The sequence below is a fragment of the Rhizobium sp. 05L419 genome, from assembly GCF_056397845.1.
On the sequence record NZ_JBFTOF010000043.1, the window covers coordinates 1 to 22,626 of the forward strand.

General features: G+C 60.1%; 20 protein-coding genes and 6 pseudogenes. 2 read left to right on the forward strand and 24 right to left on the reverse strand.

The window, feature by feature from the left end; translation table 11 throughout:
- The 11 genes and pseudogenes from AC1DMK_RS29390 to AC1DMK_RS29440 all read right to left on the reverse strand — a co-directional run.
- Positions 1–300: pseudogene (locus AC1DMK_RS29390) on the reverse strand (transposase); the annotation flags it as partial.
- Positions 301–474: 174 nt separating this feature from the next.
- Positions 475–662: pseudogene (locus AC1DMK_RS29395) on the reverse strand (methyl-accepting chemotaxis protein); the annotation flags it as partial.
- On the reverse strand, positions 647–1,060 hold the full coding sequence (locus tag AC1DMK_RS29400; protein ID WP_477863843.1) for a hypothetical protein: 414 nt from the start codon (positions 1,058–1,060) through the stop codon (positions 647–649). The pseudogene AC1DMK_RS29395 and the gene AC1DMK_RS29400, both read right to left, overlap by 16 nt.
- 198 nt (positions 1,061–1,258) lie before the next feature.
- Positions 1,259–1,507 (reverse strand): annotated as a pseudogene (locus AC1DMK_RS29405) (substrate-binding domain-containing protein); the annotation flags it as partial.
- A gap of 169 nt (positions 1,508–1,676) precedes the next feature.
- Positions 1,677–3,284: a SulP family inorganic anion transporter gene (locus AC1DMK_RS29410; RefSeq protein WP_477863826.1), complete on the reverse strand. Its 1,608-nt coding sequence runs from the start codon at positions 3,282–3,284 to the stop codon at positions 1,677–1,679.
- A 120-nt stretch (positions 3,285–3,404) separates the two neighbouring features.
- Positions 3,405–3,623: a hypothetical protein gene (locus AC1DMK_RS29415; protein ID WP_477863827.1), complete on the reverse strand. Its 219-nt coding sequence runs from the start codon at positions 3,621–3,623 to the stop codon at positions 3,405–3,407.
- Positions 3,624–3,644: 21 nt separating this feature from the next.
- The gene (locus AC1DMK_RS29420) at positions 3,645–4,268 is read right to left on the reverse strand and encodes a phosphoribosyltransferase (RefSeq protein ID WP_477863828.1); all 624 of its coding nucleotides are present in this window, start codon (positions 4,266–4,268) and stop codon (positions 3,645–3,647) included.
- 755 nt (positions 4,269–5,023) lie between these two features.
- Complete coding sequence (locus AC1DMK_RS29425) at positions 5,024–5,341, reverse strand: ATPase inhibitor subunit zeta (protein ID WP_477863829.1); 318 nt, start codon at positions 5,339–5,341, stop codon at positions 5,024–5,026.
- A 574-nt stretch (positions 5,342–5,915) separates the two neighbouring features.
- Positions 5,916–6,280 (reverse strand): annotated as a pseudogene (locus tag AC1DMK_RS29430) (EF-hand domain-containing protein); the annotation flags it as partial.
- Positions 6,277–6,576, reverse strand: a pseudogene (locus tag AC1DMK_RS29435) (TCP-1/cpn60 chaperonin family protein); the annotation flags it as partial. The pseudogenes AC1DMK_RS29435 and AC1DMK_RS29430, both read right to left, overlap by 4 nt.
- 104 nt (positions 6,577–6,680) lie before the next feature.
- Positions 6,681–8,255 carry a bifunctional aminoglycoside phosphotransferase/ATP-binding protein gene (locus AC1DMK_RS29440; protein WP_477863830.1) on the reverse strand — a complete coding sequence of 525 codons (1,575 nt, stop codon included), beginning with the start codon at positions 8,253–8,255 and terminating at the stop codon, positions 6,681–6,683.
- Between the two features lie 255 nt (positions 8,256–8,510).
- Between AC1DMK_RS29440 and AC1DMK_RS29445 the strand changes: the two genes are divergently transcribed.
- Positions 8,511–9,497 (forward strand): bifunctional enoyl-CoA hydratase/phosphate acetyltransferase, encoded by a 987-nt coding sequence (locus AC1DMK_RS29445; RefSeq protein WP_477863831.1) that lies wholly within the window; start codon positions 8,511–8,513, stop codon positions 9,495–9,497.
- A 173-nt stretch (positions 9,498–9,670) separates the two neighbouring features.
- Here AC1DMK_RS29445 and AC1DMK_RS29450 read toward each other — a convergent pair.
- Positions 9,671–10,227, reverse strand: a pseudogene (locus AC1DMK_RS29450) (transposase); the annotation flags it as partial.
- A 180-nt stretch (positions 10,228–10,407) separates the two neighbouring features.
- Between AC1DMK_RS29450 and AC1DMK_RS29455 the strand changes: the two are divergent.
- Complete coding sequence (locus AC1DMK_RS29455) at positions 10,408–11,124, forward strand: IS6 family transposase (protein WP_477863832.1); 717 nt, start codon at positions 10,408–10,410, stop codon at positions 11,122–11,124.
- Between the two features lie 208 nt (positions 11,125–11,332).
- On the opposite strand, the gene AC1DMK_RS29460 is transcribed toward AC1DMK_RS29455, so the two are convergent.
- The 12 genes from AC1DMK_RS29460 to AC1DMK_RS29515 all read right to left on the reverse strand — a co-directional run bounded on the left by AC1DMK_RS29460 (position 11,333) and on the right by AC1DMK_RS29515 (position 22,611).
- A complete protein-coding gene (locus AC1DMK_RS29460) occupies positions 11,333–12,235 on the reverse strand; it encodes a universal stress protein (RefSeq protein WP_477863833.1) in 903 nt (300 codons plus the stop codon).
- 110 nt (positions 12,236–12,345) lie between these two features.
- Entirely contained in the window at positions 12,346–12,846 is a 501-nt protein-coding gene (locus tag AC1DMK_RS29465; protein ID WP_477863834.1) for a MutS-related protein, read from the reverse strand.
- Positions 12,843–13,079: a hypothetical protein gene (locus AC1DMK_RS29470; protein WP_477863835.1), complete on the reverse strand. Its 237-nt coding sequence runs from the start codon at positions 13,077–13,079 to the stop codon at positions 12,843–12,845. Before AC1DMK_RS29470 ends, AC1DMK_RS29465 begins: the two co-directional genes overlap by 4 nt.
- A gap of 511 nt (positions 13,080–13,590) precedes the next feature.
- Positions 13,591–14,553, reverse strand: coding sequence for a DUF4365 domain-containing protein (locus AC1DMK_RS29475; protein WP_477863836.1), 963 nt, complete (start codon positions 14,551–14,553; stop codon positions 13,591–13,593).
- Between the two features lie 13 nt (positions 14,554–14,566).
- On the reverse strand, positions 14,567–15,100 hold the full coding sequence (locus AC1DMK_RS29480) for an NADH-quinone oxidoreductase subunit B family protein (RefSeq protein ID WP_477863837.1): 534 nt from the start codon (positions 15,098–15,100) through the stop codon (positions 14,567–14,569).
- Positions 15,101–15,112: 12 nt separating this feature from the next.
- Complete coding sequence (locus AC1DMK_RS29485; protein ID WP_477863838.1) at positions 15,113–16,624, reverse strand: hydrogenase large subunit; 1,512 nt, start codon at positions 16,622–16,624, stop codon at positions 15,113–15,115.
- Positions 16,625–16,639: 15 nt separating this feature from the next.
- Positions 16,640–18,103, reverse strand: coding sequence for a hydrogenase 4 subunit F (locus tag AC1DMK_RS29490; RefSeq protein ID WP_477863839.1), 1,464 nt, complete (start codon positions 18,101–18,103; stop codon positions 16,640–16,642).
- A complete protein-coding gene (locus tag AC1DMK_RS29495; RefSeq protein ID WP_037060407.1) occupies positions 18,100–18,765 on the reverse strand; it encodes a hydrogenase-4 component E in 666 nt (221 codons plus the stop codon). Before AC1DMK_RS29495 ends, AC1DMK_RS29490 begins: the two co-directional genes overlap by 4 nt.
- Complete coding sequence (locus AC1DMK_RS29500; protein WP_477863840.1) at positions 18,765–19,721, reverse strand: respiratory chain complex I subunit 1 family protein; 957 nt, start codon at positions 19,719–19,721, stop codon at positions 18,765–18,767. Before AC1DMK_RS29500 ends, AC1DMK_RS29495 begins: the two co-directional genes overlap by 1 nt.
- The gene (gene hyfB / locus AC1DMK_RS29505) at positions 19,712–21,727 is read right to left on the reverse strand and encodes a hydrogenase 4 subunit B (protein WP_477863841.1); all 2,016 of its coding nucleotides are present in this window, start codon (positions 21,725–21,727) and stop codon (positions 19,712–19,714) included. Before hyfB ends, AC1DMK_RS29500 begins: the two co-directional genes overlap by 10 nt.
- Positions 21,724–22,020 (reverse strand): helix-turn-helix domain-containing protein, encoded by a 297-nt coding sequence (locus AC1DMK_RS29510; RefSeq protein ID WP_080725468.1) that lies wholly within the window; start codon positions 22,018–22,020, stop codon positions 21,724–21,726. Before AC1DMK_RS29510 ends, hyfB begins: the two co-directional genes overlap by 4 nt.
- A gap of 384 nt (positions 22,021–22,404) precedes the next feature.
- Positions 22,405–22,611: a transposase gene (locus AC1DMK_RS29515; RefSeq protein ID WP_477863842.1), complete on the reverse strand. Its 207-nt coding sequence runs from the start codon at positions 22,609–22,611 to the stop codon at positions 22,405–22,407.
- Positions 22,612–22,626: the final 15 nt, after the last annotated feature.

Consider the following 22,626-nt stretch of genomic DNA (forward strand, 5'->3'; position numbering starts at 1 on the left):
CATTGCGCGCTTAATCGTCTTCAGGCGGTTGATCTGACCTTCCGCCTGACCATTGCTCCAAGGCAAGTCGATGGCGTTACAGACGGCGTCGATATCGCGGCGAAGAACGCGGGCAAAACGGGCCAGGGAGGCGAGCCCGGAGTGAATGGCATCATCGATCCATTCTTCGAGTTTCGCCGAAGCTCGGCCACGAAATATACCGCGAAATCGCATGGAAAAGCTGCGCAAAACAGCAAACGTCTGTGATCCTTGTTTGAGGGCATCCACTTTCCGCACCTGATTGATGGTCAGCGCGCCGCGGAGGGCGACTGATGCGGCACTCTTGAGAAAAAGAGCAGTTGTATTGCGAGGCTACAGTCGCGACATCGTGGCGGCCGACAACGCGGAGACGATCGTCGCCATCACATCCCAAGCTCTTACAGCGCTCTTCCAAGTTCCCGTCCCCTGGCGGCGGACGCCATCGAATTTAATGAGCATTGCTTCGCCAGCATCGCGTACCAGTTTATCGCCGCTTTCGACTTTCGTGGGAGAATTCTGGATCGGGCTCTTGATCTTCTTGGCGGCGTTGGCCGAGCGCTGAGCAAGTTCGCGGACTTCTTGCGCGTCTTTCCTGCATCGCCGACGCGGGCAGCTTCCACGCCTGCGTTCAGCGCGAGAAGGTTCGGATCGTCAGCCTCACGATGCAGAAAAAGTCTTCGGCTACGATGCCAAGAACGGTGATGCTTCTGCTGGCGTCTCCTCGCACGGCGAGAGCGGAACCAGAGAGGGAAGGCGTGGCTATGACAACGTCGGATCGGGCTCCCATCTCGACGAGCATTGTCTGCCACTGGTCGAGGGATCGGTTTCGCTGCGTTGGCCTCTGAATGGTCGCAGCTTCGATTTGCCGAGCATCCTGCCGTAGCGGCCGCGCGACCTCGTCGGGCAGCTGTAGTTGGATGTGTGGCTGCCAAGTCAGAACTCGGTTGGTATAGTTCGACTGCACGCTGGCGAGCATCGCTGCCATGAAGATGATGACGCCGACACCGACGGTAATTCCTCCAAGGATGAATGTCGTCTGCATCCACCCTCGGCCAGGAACCGCGATGCGGCGATCCATCCAAATGTCAGCCAGCTCTTCATGAGCGCACCGGACGGATACGCTGCCCGGCGCGGACGCCCGACGCGATAGGCACCAGCAGATCTCCCTCAAGCAAGCCGCTCGGCACCGATCCGGTCACCCGCGCGCAGGCCGATCGTTTCCGTCGCAACCGGTCCATCTTTAGCCGCAGGAGCCTCGAACGATCAGGGTGCAAGGCAGTTTTGCGACGATAATGAGATCAGCATCGCCTCTCGAAAGAGCGGGAATTGCCGTTCCCGCCTGGTGTCCAAGCTCCCTCAATTCCCCATCCATCGTTGTTAACGGCGCGCGCGTCTGGTTCCACGTGACCTCCCAATTATCGAAGCACGGCAAAATCGCGAGGGAGATACTGAGATCCTTGAATGCCTCGATCACGCCGGGGGCGATCTCGTCGCTATTGACTTACCCGCAAGCCGAAATCACCCCATGGAAGAAGCGCTACCGATTTCAATCATGCCGGACGAATGCGGTAGTGAAACTGCCCATCGAAAAGCAGGCCGATAGGGTTTCAGCCCAGCTGGAAGAACTCGCTCGATCGCGCACCACGCGAGATCTCGCCTCAATTCCTTCGAGCGGCCGCTACGGCGTCGTCCACGCTGTAGTTTGATCGTCGAAGGAGGTCCTCCCCACCACCGAGTGTGAGCATGTCCTTGACGGCGTCGTGCATGCGGGCATAACGCACGGCCCCGCTTTGCTTTTGCATGTTGGCGTCGAATTCGAGGAGAGCGTCGAGCGCTGTGGTGTCAAGCTCGAAGGTCTCCTCCAGGCTCACGATGACCGTATTCCGGACAGGGCTGGCCAGAATGCGGCGATTGATTGCTGCAAAAATCGGCTCGGCATTTCCGAAAAAAAGCGGCTGGGCCGGGCGCAAGATCAAAACATCTGGAAGTTCGACCGCATCAGGATGCCGCTTGGCGTCTACGAAGTCGTGACTGTCACCAAGTCGACCGAGCTGCATGATGCTTGGAGCAGAGAGGCGCCGCAGAAAGACGGCGAAAGAAAGCGCGATTGCAACCAGCACCCCGTTGAGAACACCCAGAAACAGCACGCCGGCCGTCGCCGCAAGCGCAAGGGCAACATCTCGCTTCAGCTTCCATAGTCGGTAGAGCGGGGCCGGATCCAGCGCATGCAGAAGCGCGACGATGATGATGGCTGCAAGGGCAGGCTGGGGAATGTAGGCGAACCATCCTGACGCCGCGAAGCTGAAGATTGTAAGCCCGAAAGCCGCGATTGCTGTTGCCAGCTTGGTTTGCGGGTCGGCCGCTTCATTTGCGGCTCCAGCGGAAAATCCAGCGCCGACCGGCATCCCCTGAAAGGCAGCGCTTGCCAGATTGGCCAAGCCAAGCGTCCTGAGCTCCCGGTTGGCGTCGACAGTTTCTCCGTGACGAAGCGACAGTCCGCGAACGGTCCCCCACGACTCGGCGAAGAGAATGAGCACCAGAGGCGGAGCAAAGCGCACAGCCTGAGACAGGTCGTCGAACGAAACCGCCGTAATGCTTGCCCAGTTGCTTGATAGGTCAATCGCTCCGACGACGGCGACACCTCGCTGTTGCAGATCGAGCGCGATGGACGCAAAAATTGCAGTGATTATGACGGTCAGGCTTCCAGGTAGCTGAGGTACTCGGCGCGCAATGATCAGCAGTGCCAGTGCGATGATGCCGACCGACAGGCTGAAAGCGTTCCAATGGGCTGGTTGGCTCACGATGAGCCAAACGGCATCAAACGGTCCGACTGATGGTTCGGCGATGCCAAACAAGACTGGAAACTGCTTCGAGGTGATCAGGATCGCCAATCCGAATGCGAACCCTCTCAGCACCGGTCTTGAGATTATGGTCGCCAGGGCGCCAAGTTTCAGCAGGCCGGCCGCGAGGAACAGGATGCCGACGAAAAACACGACCACCGCGACGAGCAGCATCTTCTGCCCAGACCCAGGACCAAGCGCCAGGAGCATCGAGGCCAGGATGACGGCGGATGAGGAGGTGGGTGAGATGATTGCGAAGCGACTTTGGCCGAAAAGAGCATAGACGGCGCACCCCGCCATTGCGGCGAAAAGGGCGTGCTGAGGCGGAACGCCGGCTATTCCCGCATAGGCAATTGCTTCCGGCAGCATGAGGCCGGCCACTGAAATGCCCGCAACCAGATCGCGCCCAACAATCTTCCGCGTCAAAATGGCCAGTCTCACCCTCCCTTGCTTTAATTCTGAGTCGTATTCGTCCGTTAACAATCAAACCCAGAGCCACGCAGCACTGTGTTTCGACAAACCGATATCTACGCGGATAAAGGTTGATCAAGCATCAGCACCGGATCGTGAGATCTGGCCCGACATCCCCCAACTAACGGCCAACTCCGGCGCGGTTGCTGCAGGCAAGCCAGCGGAGCGGCGAATTGGCGGGAATTCGTCCAGAATAATCGTCTCGCGCTCAAGTAGCAAGGCCGCGCCAGCGTTCAGATCCTTCATCCGCGCTGGAAGCAATGCCTTGGCTTCCTCGAAGGCGCCATCGATCATTTCGCGGACGGCAATACCCACCTACTTGGCGTCACCGAATTCGGCCCACCCCTGTCTCAGCAACCCGATCGTTTCCTCGTCGGTAAGCTGGTGGAAATCCTTATAGAATGAGCCAACACCCTGGAAATTCCCGGCCGGATACGAGCAGACGACCACGTCTGCAAACCGACGCATCTCGGCGAGCGCTTCTTCCGGCGCAACCGGAATGGCGAGGATGATATTGGCGGCGCCCTGGCCTCTCATCGCAATGAGCGCGGCTTTCGCCGTAGCTCCCGTGGCCAGACCATCATCAACGACGATGGCAGTGTGTCCCATCGGTTCCACGCGCGCGCGATCACCGAGGTAAAGCGCACGGCGGCGTTCGAGCTCAGCAAGTTCGCGCTGTCGCGCGCGTTCAAGATAGACATCGTCGGCACCACTCGCCAGCCGCACATCTTCGTTGATTACCGTCTGCGGGCTTTCGCCATCCACGACGGCGCCAAGCGCTACCTCCGGCGAACCCGGCGCGCCGATCTTGCGGACGAAAACGAGATCGAGCGGAGCATGCAGGGCACGCGAGATTTCCAAAGCGACAGGCACGCCACCGCGTGGCAAGGCGTAGACCACGGGACGATCAAGCGACCGCGTGCCGAGCCTCCTCGCCAACTGACGGCCTGCATCCGCCCTGTCCAGAAATTCAAATTGCCATTGAACCATCGAAACAGAATATGTGGCTCCTGATTTGCTGCATTGACCAACATCAAACGACTACCGAGCATTAAGATGCGGTCGCAGCGGCCCCGATTGTATGGCAAGGCCATCCAGCGTGGACCTAAACTCTTGCACACACGGAACATTTTAGGCTGACGCCGTTGACGATGTGCGTGGCCATCGTCACACGCGCTCCGCGAGCGAGTTCGGCCTCGACCTTAGGAGTTCCCGGCGGTCGTCTTCACGGCATCCTTCGAGGTTCTTTTTCTCCTTGCATCGCACGTCATTTCGCCTTTGACGGTTTCACCGATAGCGAGATTTGCGCATCAGCGCCGCCGCTTTGGCCAACGACGCAGTCATGTATTGCTCATTAGGAGCAGCGTGATGGCCACTGATCGCTGTAACGAACTCCTTCGGGAAGGCGCGACGGTGATGGCAGCAATCCAAGGCTTAAAGCAGCGCGGACCAAGCGGAATCGTAGTGGGAGTGCCAGCCGCCGCTGACCACCCCAGAAGCGGCCGTAAGCCGGCCCAAGCGCTCGGCGCAACTCCGATGACTGCACGAAGCCGCACAGTCGAGACTGAGAGATGACCGCTTTTCGCTGACCAGCAACTTTGACCTATGTCGGCAGCACTTGCCGGCTGAGCTCGGGCGGCATGGTCGGTTTGCGCACGGCGATGGCCGGATTTGGGTGCGGAGGAAACACGGCTCTAGGTTGCCGCCTCAAGTTGAGCCGCAGCCTCGAACATCATCTCGTTCATCAACGCTCTTAGGCTCGCCTCGTCAGCATTCTGCCCCGCCTCGATCAAGTCGACGAAAACTTTTTGCAGCAGTGCGCTATCCCCGGCTTCAACAGCGGAAGTACGTCTAACCTCCTCGATATATGCGTCGAGATCATTTCGCCCGAGCTTTTCGGCGGCCCAGGTTGCAAACAACCTGTCGCGGCGCGCGCGTGTGTGCGGAAGCCTCTGAAAGTCTTTTATATATTTGTCTTCTATGGCTCTTCGCCATGCATCGCTTATGGCCATCTGGGGACTCCTCTCTTTTCCGTGTTCGTTTCAATAGTTCGAGTGTTTCGAAAGATAAGACTGCTCAGCCGAAATATGAGACTGCTCAGAGGCAATCGGTCGCCCGATGGAGAACGCGATGCTCCGTGATGCTGACGCAGAACGTCGCTATACCCGATTGCGCAATGGTCTTGCCGACGCAAGCATTCAAAACAAGGCTTTCGCGACATGCTGCTGTTGGTGGCTTGCAGCCTCGACCAGGAATTGCCCCATTTTTCGCGTAGGCCCTTCTTATCGATCGCTACCTTGGCGGGTTTCGAGACCGTCTGGAAGACGCCGCCCGTCCTTCCGGCGAGTTTTCTAGCCCATGCCGCAAGCAACTTGTCTCGCCGTGCGCGCTGACAAGATCCGCCACTGTAACGGGTGATTGATCGGATTTGATATGAATGTCGAGCTTTCCCGTCTGCAGCGATATCGCGCATCGCCGGCCTTAAGGACGACCGGGTCGAGATCTTCGACCAGACGTTCTCTACGAAGCAAGTTCATCATTCGATGTCACCTCCAGGCGCGGACTGCCAAAACTGACGATACCACTCTAGCACGGTAGAGGAGCGAGATCGCCACTTCCTGGCCCAGCAGCCTGTGACCATCTATCTTGCAAAAACGTCCGCAATTCGTCAGGGGTGATCTTGCCGTCATGGTTGGCGTCGACGGCGGTGAAAATCCGTTTGTGTATCTTTATCATCTCATCGAATGAGATCGCGCCGTCTCCATCGGTATCAACAACGGCAAACATGATCTTCATCATATGACCGCGCATGGGCCCCATCATGGGCATTTCCTCATTCATCCAGGACTGCATCATGTTGTTGCGGCCCATCGCGCCGGGCATCATCTTCGACAAATCGGGTGGGACTGATCGTCCGACTGCGCAACGTCTGACCTCGTCTGGGCCGAAGCGATCCGTGCGCGAGTACGGTCGACGTGCTCGTTCCATCGCCGACCATTTCGCCGGTTTTCTAGGCAGCGGCGCGCAGCATGCGGGCGCCGAGATTTTCCTCGGGATCCTTGAGATCGAATTCCTTGGCGATCGTCACGCCGTCATTGCAGACGACAGGAGAGCCCCATTTCTTCTCGATCAGAACGGATTTTGACCGTGGTCCGAGCGTGATTCGAACCGCATCGGCAAGCCGGGTTGCGCCCTGGAGGACCTTGCCCCGGGCCGCCGCATGGAAAAGAACTTGTTTGTGCGACATCTATTTCTCCCGAAGTGGTCATCCGTTCATTCGCCAAACTGCTTGCTATCAATTGTCTTGGATTTGGACTCAGACCCGATCCTCACAGGTTTCATTGCGATCGATCAAAGAGCGGTGCTGGACATATCCGGATGGTCCTGAGATCTCGCGTTTAGGCCTTTCTCCCCGATGCGATGCAGGATCTCATTGACGATCCTTTCCGCAGGCTGCGTGGCGTCGAGGCGCGGCCAGGCGACGTCGCCCGAATCATGAGAGAGCTGGTGTGCCAGGATGTCGACGGTCGCGTCGGACGGACTGCCGACCCGCGCTTCAACGCGCTGCAACAGCAATGCAGCATCCGCTTCGAGCCAGAAGGCCGAGAAGGGATGACGGTCTTCTCCGGCCGCTTTCTCGATCATCCGCCGGTGGCCCGGTTTGTCGAAGACAGCATCGGCTACTGCCGAACCGCCTTCCGCAAGGATGAGACGGGCGCGCCAGGCCATCTCCTGATAGACCTTCGCGGAAATCTCGGGCCGGTATGCCGCCTGCGGCAGACGCGTCTCCGCCGGAACGCCGTGCATCGCCTTGCGGATGCGGTCGCTTTCGACGATGCGCGCTCCCGGCGCGAGGCCGATGCGAGGCGCCAGCGCTTCCGCAAGCGTCGTCTTTCCGGATCCGCTGAGGCCGCCGATGACCACGAGGCGTCCCGGCACCGGCTGCAACAGGGACCGGGCAAGCCGGAAATAGGAACGCGCCTCGCCAGCCAGCGTCGGCGCGCGGTCGCCGGCGTCTTCCGCATGGGTGGCAATCACATGCGCCCGCACGGCGGCACGCACGGCCATGAAGAAGGGCAGCGCAGCAAAGCCGTCCTCCTCGTCCGTCTCGTCGAGATAGCGGTTCATTACGAGATTTGCGAATTCGAGATGCCCGCGATGCCAGAGATCCATCAGCAGGAAGGCAAGGTCGTAGAGAATGTCGGTCGTAGCGATCTGGTCGTTGAACTCGATGCAGTCGAACAGGCATGGCTCGCCATCGTGGAGGAAGATGTTGCGCAGGTGCAGGTCGCCATGACAACGCCGAACCTTGCCTGCCTGCTCCCGCTGGTCCAGCACCCCGGCATGTTGCGCAAGGCGCCGGTCGAAAGCTGCCGTCAATTCGCCGACCTCGTCGGCCGAAAAGACATGGCTGGTCGCAAAGCCGGCCTCGTTGACATTCAGGATGGCGGCCATATTGGCCGCGCCTCCGCTGCTGCGGATCACCGGGGCGAAGCGATGAAAGCGGACGACCGCCCTCGCAAGCGAGGTCACCATCGACGGCGTCAGTCCACCTGACGTGGCGATATGGTCGAGCAACATCGCCTGATCGAAACGCCGCATCTCCACAAGGGCGTCGAGCAACCGCCCCTGGCCGTCTAGCGCGAGATTGCCGTCCTTTTCCCGCGTGACAGTCCTAACGCCGAGATAGATGCCAGGTGCTGTCGGTGTATTCAGCTCCACCTCCTTCCGGCACGCTGCCAGCCTTATCTCGGCGGAAGAGAAATCGGCATAAGGCAGCTTCACGGCGCGCTTCAACTTGTAGGCCCGCTCGCCTGCCAGAAAAATCCGCGAGATATGCGTCTCGATCATTTCGACGGGCACCGCATTCCTGGACACCGCGTCCTTCAGAAAGGAAATGGTTGCCGACTGGTCCTCAGTGATCATCTGCAAACCTTTCAATTGCCGTGACGCACATTAGCAACATTCTTCACGACTACGCATTGACCCGCATCAATGATCGGATCGCCGTGGCAGAGTAAAGAATCGAGATGATGCAGCTAGGGAGCGGCGACCGACGAAGTTTTGGACGGGATTAGCCAAGCAAAGGGAACGGCTGCCTCTCGTCCATTTGCGCTATATCAATGAAACATCCCTCACAGTAGTCCACAAGCTATCGAGCTCGGCGGACGGAGGACAACGGTGGAAACGAGGACGAGACATCACGGCCGCTACGAGGCCTATATCAGTGCCGCGCGATCGACGCCGCCGATGCGTAYTGCAATCATTCATCCGTGTTCTGCCGATACACTCTGCTCAGCCGTGGATCTTAAAAGGCAGGAAATTCTTGATCCGGTGCTCGTCGGCCCGGAATCCAGGATCAGGGCCGTTGCCGAAGAGGCTGGGGTGTCGCTCCAGAGCTTTGAAATTGAGCCGGTTGAGCACAGCCATGCAGCGGCAGCCCGCGGCGTCGAGCTTGCTTCGACGGGCAGTGTCGAGGCGTTGATGAAGGGCAGCCTGCATACAGACGAGCTTCTTTCTGCAATTGTGAGGTCACCGCAGCTCAGGACCGAACGGCATATGAGCCATGTCTTCGTTATGGATATTCCAGCCTACGACAAGCTCCTTGTCGTGACTGATGCCGCGATTAGCATTCAACCTGACCTCGACGAGAAAAGGGACATTTGCCAGAATGCCGTCGATTTTCTGCGTCGCCTCGGGATCGAAAAGCCGAGGGTCGCGATACTCGCCGCCGTAGAGACAGTCAACAGCAAGATGCCGGCGACGCTCGATGCAGCCGCATTGACGGTCATGGCAACTCGCGGGCAGATCGAAGGTGCGTTGGTCGACGGTCCCCTTGGATTCGACAACGCAATCAGCATAGAGGCGGCACACAAGAAGGGAATCGAGTCGCCCGTGGCGGGGAGGGCCGATATCTTGCTGGTGCCGGATCTGGAGGCAGGTAACATCCTCGCAAAGCAACTCATTTATTTTGCCGAGGCTGATGCTGCTGGTCTAGTTCTCGGTGCCCGCGTTCCTATCATACTGACAAGCCGATCCGATCCAACCAAGGTTCGTATCGCATCTGCGGCGCTAGCGAAGCTTTTCGTCAAGGCAACCGCCGAGACTTCTCCAAGCACCATATTAGTGTCTCCTCGGTGCGCTGATATTCGCCGCTCTCCCACGTGAAGAGAAAAGGGCGTGCCCTTCCCTTGAGCGGAAGACGGTCGTCTAATAGCGAGATTTGCAAATACCATTAGGTGCGGGAGGTTGTTTGCTTCGCTGGACGGTCCTTCCAATGTACGTTTCGCTCGCTCCGAGCAAACTCGTGGTGCAAGGTCTTAACTGTGCCGGCCAGGGGGATAGACGCGCTTGTGGTTCCAGCGATGTCCCCGGACATTGCGCAGGTAAAGAAAACACAGGCCGAAGCCCCAGCTCTTCTTCGCCCTCGTCAGCCCGATCAGGAGATCGGCGATCTGCTCGTTCTCCTCGTTCAGCTTGGCGCTGTAACGATGACAGGTCTCGCTGACACCAAAGGTGCGGCAGGCCAGCGCAATGCTGACCCCGTGCAACGCCACAGCTTTCCCGGCCATCCCTTGGTCGATAGGCAAATGCTCGCATCTGCCGTAAGGCTCTCGGCGTTGAGATGACCGCGTCATTTTTTTCCAAGGGCCTCTTTCAGCAGTTCGGCCTGCATGCTCATCTCCGCATACATCTTCTTGAGCCGACGGTTCTCATCCTCCAGGGCCTTCATCTGGCTGATCATCGACGCGTCCATGCCGCCATACTTGGCTCGCCATTTATAAAAGGACGCTGTGCTCATCCCGTGCTCCCGGCATAGCTCGGGCACAGGAACACCGCCTTCTGCCTGGCGCAGGATCGCAAGGATTTGGGGTTCGCTAAATCTGCTCGTCTTCATCAAAATCTCCTCGATCATATTTGCCGAGAAAATTCTACTTTTGAACCCGATTAATTTGCGGGGGGATTACCACACCTTTCGCAAGCAAAAGCTTCTGGTTGAATATAAACTGCCCCCGGTGGACACCATCAGTGACGCTGATCACAACGAATTGCACGCCGCGTCGGGGGATCTGGCGGTATGACCAGATTCGCCCGTGATCCTCTTTATCGTCGCCACCGATTTCCAGCGGACGTGATTGCCCATGCCGTTTGGCTCTATTTCCGGTTTCCGCTCAGGCTGCGAATGGTCGAGGATATGCTGGCAGCCCGCGGCGTCATCGTCTCTCACCAGACCGTAAGGCTCTGGGCGGAGAAGTTTGGCAGGCATTTCGCCAATAGTATCCGGAAGCGATCAGCCGGCAGGCTCGGCAACAAATGGCACCTCGAAGAGGTTGTCATCACGATCGCCGGCAAGAAACACTGGCTTGGGCGCGCCGTCGATCAGGCCGGTTTTATTCTCGACGTCTTGGGGCAGAGCCGCCGCAATACCAAAGCTGCAAAACGTTTGATGCGAAAGCTACTGAAAGGACAAGGCCGTTCGCCACGTGTGATGATCACCGACAAGCTTCGATCCTACGGTGCGGCGAAGCGGGAAATCATGCCCGGCGTCGAACATCGCTCGCACAAGSGCCTGAACAATCGGGCAGAAAACTCCCATCAGCCTATCCGAAGGCGTGAGAGGATCATGAAACGCTTCAAGTCAGCAAGGCATCTTCAACACTTCGTTTCCATCCACGACCCGATCGCCAACCTCTTTTACATTCCCCGCCACGACATTCCATCCACACACCATCGCCAACTGCGAGCCGCAGCCCTGGATGCCTGGCGCCAACTCGCACGCCTTCACGCCGCATGAAGCAAAGCCGCACCCCAAAATATTGTCTTCGCGGCGTTAAGTTTACGGTGCCGCGCCGATAATTGCGCCGCCGCCGAATGCCGTGGGTGCGTTGCGCGATTGAGGTGCGGCAGTCGTTTCGTGTGTCATCGATATCGCCAGATGGAAATACCGACGTTGTAGCGATTTGCTTTGTCGCACGCCAGTCAAGTGATCGCCGCGCCGCGAGCTAATGCTTCATTATCAGGGGAAGCGTAGCATGCGACAACAGATGACGGGTGACGCGACCGAGCAGCAGTTCCAGGAAATAGCCGTGCTTGAATGCGCCGATCAGCAGGCAGGTCGCCTTCACAGATGTCGCGAAATCGAGGATGGCTTCCGCGACAGACCGGCTTCCAGAGCTTATTGCGACGACGTCGCCCTTGAGCCCAAGCTGGTCAAGCAGCTCCCTCGCGGTGAACTGGTAGCTTCCATCCGGCTTGTCGTTGACGCAGAGAACCGTCAGCCGATCGGCCGCGGCCAGCCAGCGTCGGGCGGCGACGACCGCACGCTGCGCATGATCATGCGGCTTCCAACCGATCACCACATGCCCCAGCAGATCTCCCGCGTAGGGACTGGGAGGCGGCGCAAGGACGAGCTTGTGTTCATTGAAGAGAAGGTCGTGAAACGCATCGCGGGCATCCATGTTGCCATGGCAAGGGGCGATGACGAGTGCCGTCTCATGGCATTCGCGCGTCACGCAGCGATTAAGATCGCCGCGGCAGTCGTCGAGGAGAAGACGGTCTCGATCGGGTTTGCCCCGCTTCCAATCCTCGAACGCCCGGTTGACCCGCTCCAATCGCTGCGCCGGGGAGCCTTCGTCCAGGTCTCGCAGCATCTGCAGGTCGATCTCCTCCGCCGCCGCGATCATCCTTTGCGAATCAGCGCCGACATGGGCGGCGGCCATGGTGCCGTGGATGGCACGAGCGGCATCGTCGGCGATATCCAGGCAAAGCCGCGCGGTTGCCGGATCCGGCAACAAGGCGAGAACGTCGGCATGGATGGTCACCTCGTGGACAGGGTCTTTGAGGAGGGTGCCCACCTCTGGCGACGGCGGTTTTTGTGTGTTGTCATTCGAGCGCGCTTCGATCATGTCGGACCTCCTTCCACGACGCTCCAGCATCGCTCTTGGTCGACAGAATTTTACTCTACTCCCGCGTCGAATGGCTCGCAACGCCGGCGGCGGCGCTCGATTGTTCAAGGTCAGCCCGGCAATTGCCGGGCGGCGGCGTCCGCCGTCGCGAAAATGTCTTTATAGAGATCCTCACCAAAGCTCGGCCGCAACGGCTCCGCCTCAATGAGCGTGACGCTGCGGCTTCCGTCGTCCTGACGTTCAGCGCGCAGGAACGCCACATCGGGCCTGCCGTCTTCGGCGAAGCCGTCGGCCAACTCGAACATGCGGGTGACGAAGAACATGCGCGCGGTCATCGAGCAACGTGCCAACGATTTGCCGGCAATCTCCGTGCCTTCCCGCTCGTTGGTCGCCGCGAAGGATTCGTTGAGCAGCAGCAATGCGTCGCTGCCATAATGGTTCATGATTTCGCTCATGCGGCTCAACTCCTCATCGAGCTTGCCGCTGTCCTCCTCGCGCTTGTGGTGGGTCAGCACGCTGGAGCAGAGACTTGCCTTGAAGGCCCTGGCCGGCACGAACATGCCTACCTGCATCATCAACTGTGCCAGGCCGACGCTTGAACCCAGGTTCAATGAGAGGCAGACGTCGTAGAGACGCTCGAATTGACATTGCTTGTGGCTTGATCAAGGGGAGCCGGGAGAGCGGACGGTGCGCCGAGTCTGTCGAGCCGCTCGTGCAAATTGAGGCATCCGACATAGAAGGCCAGTTCCAGCCGCAGCATGTCGAAGAAGCTGTTGATGTGGTCGACCGCGTGGGCGGTCGCGTTGGCGACAAGGTCCAGCCTGCGATCGCTGAGATCGGCCAATGCCCGCGAGCCGCTTTCGTCGCGCGGAGACAGCGTGAAAGTCAGGCCTTCCTGTCCCCAGACGAACAGTTTCTCGTACCAGAGGCGTGTGTCGGGCAGCGGCTCGCGAAGTGTGTAGCCGGGTTCCCTTGATTCCTCGGCCCAGCTCGGCGCTGATCAGCACGCCGGTTCTGAAGGTCAGCCTTTCGAGATGTCTGCCGACCGATGCCGGGTAGCCGTCGTCGAGCTCGCGTCTCAGCATGGCGAAAAGAGTGCGCAGGCCCTCAGACCGAAAGGTTGCTGAATGCCTGTCAGCGACTTTTTTGAGAATTGCCCGTCGTTCCATCAGCACCTGCAGTTTGTCGACGGCTTGGTGGAGCGTGGCCGACGGCTGGTTCCCGAACCAGTACCAGCTCGACTTCGCCTTGGGGCTCATTGAACTTTAGTCTGGCCGAAATTTGCACCCGGCACAGGAAGGGCTCGAAAGCCTCTAAAGTCGCCATCACCGCTAGGCGGGAACCTTCGGATCTGACTAGCCTTCGGGCTCCGGTGCATTTGGCTCCTCCTCGTCGGGATAACCTGCCTCCAGAAACTCTTCGGCTTCGAGATAGGCGTAGGCTTCGGGCCTGAGATCAACCTCCAGGATATGCACTGCACACCTCCCGGAATATTCCCTTATCGGTTCGGCATATGAATAGCTTGCCCAGGGGAAGAGCTTGATCATGACCTCATGGAGACTGTGGGCGCGCAGGTGATAGTCGATCTGCTCATCCGGTTCTTCCTCCGGGCCTTCGCCGAAATAGATGCGCAGATTGCTGAAGATCGCAGTTGCATCGCTCCACTCGTCCCATACAATAAAAGTTATCTCGTCCCGAACTTCTTCCATCAATTGCCGATCAAGCGCAAAGGCGAAGCGCATCAGGGACTCTGGATCGGAAGGCACGGCTTCCTCGAAACAAAGCCTGGCGGATGCATTCAGCGTGTTATCTGCCGGAACGGTGATCGACCATTTGCCGTCGGCTTGCGCGCATCGCTCCGTCTCAATAAGTTGCCACAGCATCAGCCCGGATTCAGGGTCGGCCAGGATCACGCAGACCGTCAATGCGTGCCTCCTCCAGTAGTCCAAGTGGCCCTTCTCTCCGTGATGGCGGTAGCCGCCGTTTTCCGTTCGGGACGGCATCGGCCTGATCTGCAGCGGCAGATATCTGCCCGTGGGCCAACCGCCGTCGAGGATTTCGGCTCGTGCATCGATGCCGATGCTCGTATCCTGCAAACGGCGGAAGGACCATTTGAAGTCCCGGACGAATACTTTCTCGATCGCTTCGATTGCGGCGCGCGTTACTAGATCCGTCTGGTCGTGGGTTCTTTTCCCATGGCGCAGCCGCCGTGGTGGTATTGGCGGCAGGATCCAATGTCGAACAGCCGAAGAGAACCTCAAGGCTGCTTGGAGCCAGGTTCCAATCGCGATCAGCCCTGCGCCGAGAAGTCGAAGCATTGCAAGATTGCCGTTACGAAACGCGGCCTCCCTTGTTCGCCTGCTCAAGCAGCGCGAGCAGACCTTTGAGGATGTCCGTCGGAGACGGCGGGCAGCCCGGAATATGGACGTCCACCGGCACAACCGTCGAAACTCCGCCGAGGACCGCATAGCTGCCGGCAAAGCAGCCGCCGTCGCGGGCGCAGCTGCCGAGCGCGACCACCCATTTGGGATCGGGCGTGGCATCATAGGTCCGCAGCAGTGCCTCACCCATGTTCCTGGTCACCGGTCCCGTCACCATCAGGACGTCGGCATGCCGGGGGGATGCAACGAAACGGATACCGAAACGCTCGACATCATAGAAGGCATTGCTGAGCGCGTGCATTTCGAGTTCGCAGCCGTTGCAGGATCCGGCATCGACGGCGCGGATCGACAGGCTGTGACCGAGCCGGCTGCGGGCAACCTTGTCGATCGAGGTCGCGAGCTCCTCCATCGCGGCGTCGGAGACGCCTGGAGGCGGTTCGGTTAGCGGCGGTCGGATCAGACTTCCAAAAAGGAGCTTGCGCATGGTGGCCTGCCTTCAAAGATCATGGCCGGAATAGGAGCAGTTGAACGACTTGTTGCAGAGGGGGAAATCGGCGACGATATTCCCCTCGATGGCAGCCTCCAGGAGCGGCCACTGGAACCACGAAGGATCGCGCAGATGGCAGCGTTCTATCCTGTTTGCGGAAAGCCGAAGCCAGATCAGCACGTCGCCCCGAAAACCTTCAACGACCGCCATGCCTTCCCGCGCCTCGGCGTTTTCTGGAACTTCGATCCGCACTCGCCCTGCCGGGATCCGGTCCAACATCTGCTCGACCAGGGACAGACTGTTCTCCACCTCCCGGATGCGGATCCAGATGCGCGCATTCACGTCTCCTTCGCTGAATACCGGCACGTCGAAGGCAAGCTCGTCATAGGGCGAATAGCGCAAGTTTCGCCGCGCGTCGAAATCGCGGCCGGACGCGCGCCCGACATAACCGCCTGCACCATATTGGCGGGCAAGCTTGGCAACGACGCGCCCAGTCCCGACCGTCCGGTCCTGCAGCGACGCGGTATTATCGTAGAGCTCCACCAAAGCCGGAAACCTGCGGCGGATTTCCGCCACCAAACCGCGCAAGGCGGAGATGCCGTTGTCTTCGAGATCGACGGAAACGCCGCCGGGGATGATGCGATCGCGCATCAGTCGGTGTCCGAAGGCAACGTCTGCGGCCCGCAGCACCCGCTCACGCAACACACCGCAATGGGCCAACATCAGCGAGAAGGCCGCGTCGTTGCAGATGGCGCCGATATCGCCGAGATGGTTGGCAAGCCGTTCGAGTTCGGCCATCAGCGCCCGCAGCCAGACCGCACGCGAGGGGATTTCCATCCCAAGCGCCGCTTCCACGGCTCGTGAGAACGCGTAGGCATAGGCGACCGTGCTGTCTCCGGATGTCCGGCCGGCAAGCTGAGCCGCCTTGCCGAGTTCAACGCCCGCGATCAGCGTCTCGATCCCCTTGTGGACATAGCCCAGTCGTTCCTCGAGGCGCACGACGGTCTCCCCATTGGCCGTGAACCGGAAATGTCCCGGTTCGATGATGCCGGCGTGGACGGGGCCAACCGGAATCTGATGCAGGCTTTCTCCCTTCGCCTGCAGAAACGCGTAGGGCACGGTCTCCGAACTTCGAGATACCGTCTGCCCAAGCGGAAAGCGAATATCCCAGCGCCCGTGGTCGAGCCAGGGCCGGGTATCCGGCAGGCCCTGCGGTTCGAGGCCGGTGAGATCGCGGATCGTCCGCTCCAATCGAAGCGCGGGGGGATGATGTCCTGCGATGGAGGGATAAGTGCGCTCCAGCTCATTGAGGCTCACGACGCCGACCGAGGCATCGGACGGATCGAGCAACGCCATATGGACGGCGTCCCGCTCGCCCCAGAGGCCAAGCAGGATCAGATGCCCGTCCCGAAGCGCCTCGGCCACGGCAATCCAGGCAGACACGTCAACAACAACGCGCGGCCAGGGTTGGTGTGCCGGGGCGGAATGGCTTGCCTTCATGACATTGCTCAGCATCGGCATACCCAATCTCCCCAATCATCGCAGAAGGTTGGCGATATGCTGGAACCAGGCGACCAGCGGTGGCGGCAGGTAGATGCCGGCGCCGAGCACCAGCGCTAGATGCGCATACATCGGAATGTAGGATGCCTCGCCCGGAGCGAAACTGCCCCGCGGCTGGCCGAAGGCCACGCCGGTCAGCCGCAGAAGCAGGGCCCCGAATGCCACCAGGAGCCCGAAAACGAGCGGGATTGCGAGCAGCGGATGCGTGGCGAAGGTGGAGCTGACGATCAGGAACTCGCTCATGAAGATCCCCATTGGCGGCAGACCGGTGATGGCGACGACGCCGGCGAGCAATCCCCAGCCCAGAGCCGGATGCGTCTCGGTCAGGCCCCGGATGGCGGAAAGTCTTTGGGTTCCCTTGATCTGAGCAACATGGCCGACGGCGAAGAAGATCGCCGATTTGGTGAGCGAGTGCATGACCATGTGCAACAGCCCGGCAAAATTGGCGAGCGGCCCGCCAAGGCCGAAGGCGAAGACGATGATGCCCATGTGCTCGATCGAGGAATAGGCAAACAGGCGTTTGATATCGCGGCGGCGGTAGAGCATGAAAGCCGCAAAGATCAGCGACGTGAGTCCCATTGTCATCATCAGCGGTCCGGCGGCGATCGCCTCGGGACTGACGGAAAGCAGAATCTTGAAGCGAAGGACGGCATAGAGCGCGACGTTCAGCAGAAGGCCGGAAAGCACTGCCGAGATTGGCGTCGGCCCCTCGGCATGCGCATCCGGCAGCCAGGCATGCAGCGGTGCAAGGCCAACCTTGGTGCCATAGCCGAGCAACAGGAAAACGAAGGCGACGTTGAGGAGCGCCGGATCGAAGGCTGCGGCATGCTCGACCAGGATGGTCCAGACCATGGCGTCATAACCTTCGCCGACCACCGGTTGTGCGGCGAGATAGACAAGAATGGTGCCGAAGAGCGCAAAGGCGATACCGACACTTCCGAGGATGAAATATTTCCAGGCAGCTTCAAGCGCCTCGTGTGTGCGATAGATGCCGACCATCAGCACCGTCGTCAGCGTTGCAAGCTCGACCGCCACCCACATCAGCCCGATATTGTTCGAGACGAAGGCGAGGTTCATGCCGAACATCATGATCTGATACATGGCATGATAGAAACGCAGGTTCGCCGGCGTCAGCCGCCCCGTATCGAGTTCGTGCGCGATATAGCTCGCGCTGAATATGCTGGTGGTGAACCCGACGAAGGCATTGAGGACGATGAAGACGATGTTGAGATCGTCGACGAGTAGATATTGTCCCGGCTCGGGCCGTTCGGTGACGAACAGGGAAAGGGCGGCGAGCAGCGTCAGCAGGGTTGCAAGCACATTGAGCCGCGCCGTGATCCTGTAGCCGGGCAAAAGAGCCAGAAGTGCCGCCGCCACGACCGGGATCAGCAGGACCGCCGCCACTGCATCGAAGGCGAGCGAAGGGGATGGCGTGCTCACTTCCGCCTCCTCCCCCTGAAATCGTCGAGTGCCCTGACGTCGACGGTGTCGAAGCGTTCCCGGATGCGGAACAGAAAGACGCCGATGACGATGAAGGCGATCAGGATCGAGAAGGCCACGCTGATCTCGACGACGAGCGGCATGCCCTTGGCGCCGGTCGCGGCAAGCACCAGCCCATTCTCGAGTGACATGAAGCCGACGACCTGGCTGACCGCATTGCGGCGCGTGACCATGATCAGCAATCCGAGCAACAGAACAGAGAGGGCGAAGGCGAGATCTTCGCGGGCAAGCGGATCGGCCTGCGGTGTGACGCGCAGCATGACCACGATCGAAAGCGCGACGAGCCCGATCCCAGCCAGCATGGTGGAACCGATCCCGACGACCGTCTCGATCTCGCGATGGATGCCGAGTTGGCGGATCATACGATGGAGCACCACCGGAATGACGATGGCCTTGAAGATGAGGGCGATGGCCGCGGTCACGTAGAGATGCGGCGCATCTTGCACGAAAGCCTGCCAGGCGACCGACAGCGTCAGCACCAGCGAGTGCAGCGCGAACATGTTGAGCAGGGCGTAGAGACGATCCTGGTAGAGCATCATCATGCTCACCAGCACCAGCCCGCCGGCGAGCATGTGAGCGATGTCGAAAACCGGACCATTCATCACAGGCTCCTCGAAACGAACCGCAGGAGGGTGGCAAGCAGGGCAAGCATGAGCGCAGCGCCCAGGAATTCCGGCACACGGAAAACCCGCATCTTGGCAACCGAGGTTTCGAACAGGGCAAGAAGCGCGCCTGCGATCGCGAGCTTGGCGAGATAGGCGATGAACCCCGTCAGATAGGCGGCCGGTCCCGCTTCGGCGGCCGCAAGCTTCCACGGCACGAATATGCAGGCGATCAGCGAAATGTAGAGGAGCAGCTTGAGCGATGCTGCCAATTCGATCATCGCGAGATGCCGCCCGGAATACTCGAGCACCATGGCCTCATGCACCATGGTAAGTTCCAGATGGGTCGCCGGATTGTCGACCGGAATCCGGGCATTCTCAGCAATCGCCACCATGACAAGGGCGACGAGTGCGATCGCAAGGGAAACCCGCAAACCCACGACGGGTGAGCTCATGAATGCGGCGATGGTCGAAAGCTGCGTCGAGCCGGCAACCAGGGCCAGCGCGAAGATGATGAGCAGCATCGAAGGTTCTGCAAGCGTCGCGATCATCGCCTCGCGGCTTGAACCGATGCCCCCGAAGCTGGTGCCGACATCCATGCCGGCGAGCGCCAGAAAGAACCGCGCGCTGCCCAGAAGGGCGATGATCGCGATCAGGTCGGCCGTCCAACTGAAGATCAGGCCGGTCGCGAATGTCGGGATGACGGCGGTCGCCACCCAGGTCGAGGCGAAGATCATGTAAGGTGCCACCCTGAACAGCCAGGAGGCGTTCTCCGCAACTACGGCCTCCTTGCGAAACAGCCGCAGGAGATCGCGATAAGGCTGGATCAGCGAAGGGCCCTGCCGGCGCAACAGCCGCGCCTTGACCTTGCGTATGAGACCCGTCAGCAGCGGCGCGAGCAGCACGACAAGCGCCATTTGGCAAGCCTGAACGAGAAGAGCGGAGATCATGACCATAGCGCCAGCACCAGAAGCAGGAGAACAAGCGCAAGGAAGACTAGGCTCAGATAGCGCCGGATCGAGAGGAATTGCAGGCGGTTGAGCTTCTCGGCGGCGAACCCGATGGCGCCCGCGATCGGCAAATAGAGCCCCTCCCAGATCAGGTCGTGTTGCTCGACCGAGAAGGTGGCCGGCCTGAGATCGCCGGGGGCGGGCATGTCGACCCGTTCGCGGGCACGCATGGCGAGTGTGCCGAAGACGCGCCTGACGGGCTGGGCAAAACTGCTCGCCGTGTATTGTGTCGAGGGGCTGTTTTCGGGAAAACCGCAGTCCCAGGCGGCAGAACGACGAAGCCCCCGCGAGGCGTAGCGATGGACAATATAGATCGTCGCAGAGGCCGAGACGGTGATGAAGAGGAAGATCAGCAGGCCGTTATAGGAACTGCGGCTTTCAGCGATCGGTACGATCGACAGCCACGGGATGTCCATCTGCACCGGCATCCGATCGCCGACCAAGGAAAGCACTACGGGGGAGGCACCGTCGATGACGATTCCCGGCAGGATGCCGGCAAGCAGGCACAAGCTCGCGAGCACGCACATCGCGCCAAGCGAGAAACGATCCACTTCCGCGACCTCGCTCGCCGCAGTGGTCCGGGGGCGGCCGAGAAACGTGATGCCGAAGGCCTTGATGAAGCAGGCGGCCGCCAGCGCAGCCGACAGGGCCAGCAGGCCGCCGACGGCCGGCACGGCCATCTTCAGCGCCCATTGCGGCAGATCGGGGCTTTGCAATATCGCTTGGAAGGCCAGCCATTCGGAGGCGAATCCATTGAACGGCGGCAAGGCGGAGATCGCAACGCAGCCGACAAGGAAGGCGAAGCTGGTGACGGGCATGCGATGGATGAGGCCGCCGAGCTTCTCCATGTCCCGCTCGCCGGTTGAGGTCAGCACGGCACCCGCGCCGAAGAACAGGAGGCTCTTGAAGAGCGAATGGTTGAAGACGTGGAACAAGGCCGCAGTCAGAGCCAGCGCCGCCGCCAGGCCCATGCCGTTTGCCTTGAACGCCAGTGCCAGGCCGAGGCTGACAAAAATGACGCCGATATTCTCGATCGTGCTGTAGGCGAGCAGGCGTTTGAGGTCGCGTTCCATCAAGGCATGTAGGATGCCGAGCGCTGCCGTCACAGCGCCCAACAGCAGAACGATGAGCCCCGACCACCACATCGGCGCCCCGAGGAGGTCGAAGGTTACTCGGATGAAGCCGTATATCGCAATTTTCGTCATGACGCCGCTCATCAGCGCTGAGACGTGGCTCGGTGCGGCGGGATGGGCCAGAGGCAGCCAGACATGCAAGGGCACGAGCCCAGCCTTGGAACCGGCGCCAAGTAGCAGGAGGATCAGGACCAGGCCTGCCGTGAGCGGTGCATGTTCAGCCGCGCGAATCGTGGCAAAGCCGTAGGAGCCCTCGGGTCCGGCAAGCAGGCCGAAGGCAAGCAGCAGAGCCAGCGTCCCGAAGCTTGCCATCACGATATAGAGATAACCCGCCCGGCGGTTGTCGGCATTGCGGTGGTGCGCCATCACCAGTGCCCACGAGGCGAGCGACATGAATTCCCACGAGATCAGGAAAGTGAACGCATCGTCGGCCAGCAGTACCAGATTCATGCCGGCGATGAAGGCAGGGAAAAACGGCAGTACCCGGTGCGGTGCGTGTTCGTGCCGGCCGTAACCGAGACCGTAGAGGCTGGAAAGCAGGCTGCCGAGATTGGTCACGAGGAGAAAGAAGGACGAGAGCGCGTCGAGCCGGAAATGAGCGCCGAGCCACGGCAGGCCGATGGGAAGGACGAGGGTCGGCACTTCGACGATAGATGTCGCCAGATGCATCAGGCTGGTTGCGAAAGCAATGGCCGAGGGCAGGAGGCACAGACCGTAGATTGCCGGAGTCGCCCGGTGCGACCGCCCCATCAAAACCCCGAGCGCCCCCGTCAGCAAGAACATGGCAACGCATGACAGGATGACGAAGAGGGGCGTCATGAACGCGACCTCGCCTTACTTCCGGGGGCGGATGACGTTTCTGTCCTGTCTTCGAGCGGTTTGGCTCTTGTTTTCAGTCGGACCCCTCGTCCGCCGTCCCTACTGGCAGCCCCCTCGTTGATGAGTTCGATCCCCGCACTCTCCAGAGCGGCTAGCAACCGCATCAGCGACTCCACGTTGCCTCGAACGACGCCGACGCTTGCTTCCATACGCTGGATCGTGGGAACCGAAATTCCCGCCCGCTCGGCCAGTTGGCGCTGATCGATGCCGAGGAGGGCTCTTGCAGCCCGCATCTGAGCTGCAGTGATCACGATTGACCATCGCCTATCTTGCATGAGCCCTGACATCTGCAGCATACAATATATTTAGTGATGTCTCAAATTAGAATTTCGATGTACTTGATGCAGGTCCTTACTCGCTGAGATTTCGAATTGGAGAGTCAGGAAATCGTCGTCCTCGACCAAAGAAGCGGCGGCGTCCGAGGGGACCATGCAAAAGCTGGCTTACCGATGACGCTCCTTTATATGGTCTTCGCCGGCCTTTGGTTGTGGTTTGGCGGGTTCATGCCCCTCTAGGCGCGGTCTTACCTCGGTCTACGAGTCTTTGGGATCGTGTCCCGGGAGGTGGTGTAGGTCGCGGCTGGTGGCCGTGCTTTCCGACATAGGGCCGGAGGGATATCAGCGTGCCACAGCGGGCAGACTGATTTGSGGATCATCGCTCATTTGCGCCATGGTCTCAAGKGTCAKGTAYCTGGCSCGTTGGACGGCCCATTCRTCATTCTGTTCGAGCAGCARTGCRCCSACSAGRCGGACRATGGCWTCGTCGTTYGGAAAGATGCCGACGACCTCSGTKCGKCGCTTGATTTCGCCGTTGAGACGYTCGATTGGGTTCGTCGAATG

Excerpts from the sequence above, each read along its gene's own strand:
- AC1DMK_RS29500 (WP_477863840.1), bottom strand. The coding sequence starts at position 19,721 with ATGGTCATGATCTCCGCTCTTCTCGTTCAGGCTTGCCAAATGGCGCTT.
- AC1DMK_RS29400 (WP_477863843.1), bottom strand. The coding sequence starts at position 1,060 with ATGCAGACGACATTCATCCTTGGAGGAATTACCGTCGGTGTCGGCGTC.
- AC1DMK_RS29510 (WP_080725468.1), bottom strand. The coding sequence starts at position 22,020 with ATGCGGGCTGCAAGAGCCCTCCTCGGCATCGATCAGCGCCAACTGGCC.
- AC1DMK_RS29460 (WP_477863833.1), bottom strand. The coding sequence starts at position 12,235 with ATGATCGAAGCGCGCTCGAATGACAACACACAAAAACCGCCGTCGCCA.
- AC1DMK_RS29425 (WP_477863829.1), bottom strand. The coding sequence starts at position 5,341 with ATGGCCATAAGCGATGCATGGCGAAGAGCCATAGAAGACAAATATATA.
- AC1DMK_RS29415 (WP_477863827.1), bottom strand. The coding sequence starts at position 3,623 with ATGATCGATGGCGCCTTCGAGGAAGCCAAGGCATTGCTTCCAGCGCGG.
- AC1DMK_RS29480 (WP_477863837.1), bottom strand. The coding sequence starts at position 15,100 with ATGCGCAAGCTCCTTTTTGGAAGTCTGATCCGACCGCCGCTAACCGAA.
- AC1DMK_RS29475 (WP_477863836.1), bottom strand. The coding sequence starts at position 14,553 with ATGCTTCGACTTCTCGGCGCAGGGCTGATCGCGATTGGAACCTGGCTC.
- hyfB (WP_477863841.1), bottom strand. The coding sequence starts at position 21,727 with ATGACGCCCCTCTTCGTCATCCTGTCATGCGTTGCCATGTTCTTGCTG.
- AC1DMK_RS29440 (WP_477863830.1), bottom strand. The coding sequence starts at position 8,255 with ATGATCACTGAGGACCAGTCGGCAACCATTTCCTTTCTGAAGGACGCG.
- AC1DMK_RS29485 (WP_477863838.1), bottom strand. The coding sequence starts at position 16,624 with ATGCCGATGCTGAGCAATGTCATGAAGGCAAGCCATTCCGCCCCGGCA.
- AC1DMK_RS29495 (WP_037060407.1), bottom strand. The coding sequence starts at position 18,765 with ATGAATGGTCCGGTTTTCGACATCGCTCACATGCTCGCCGGCGGGCTG.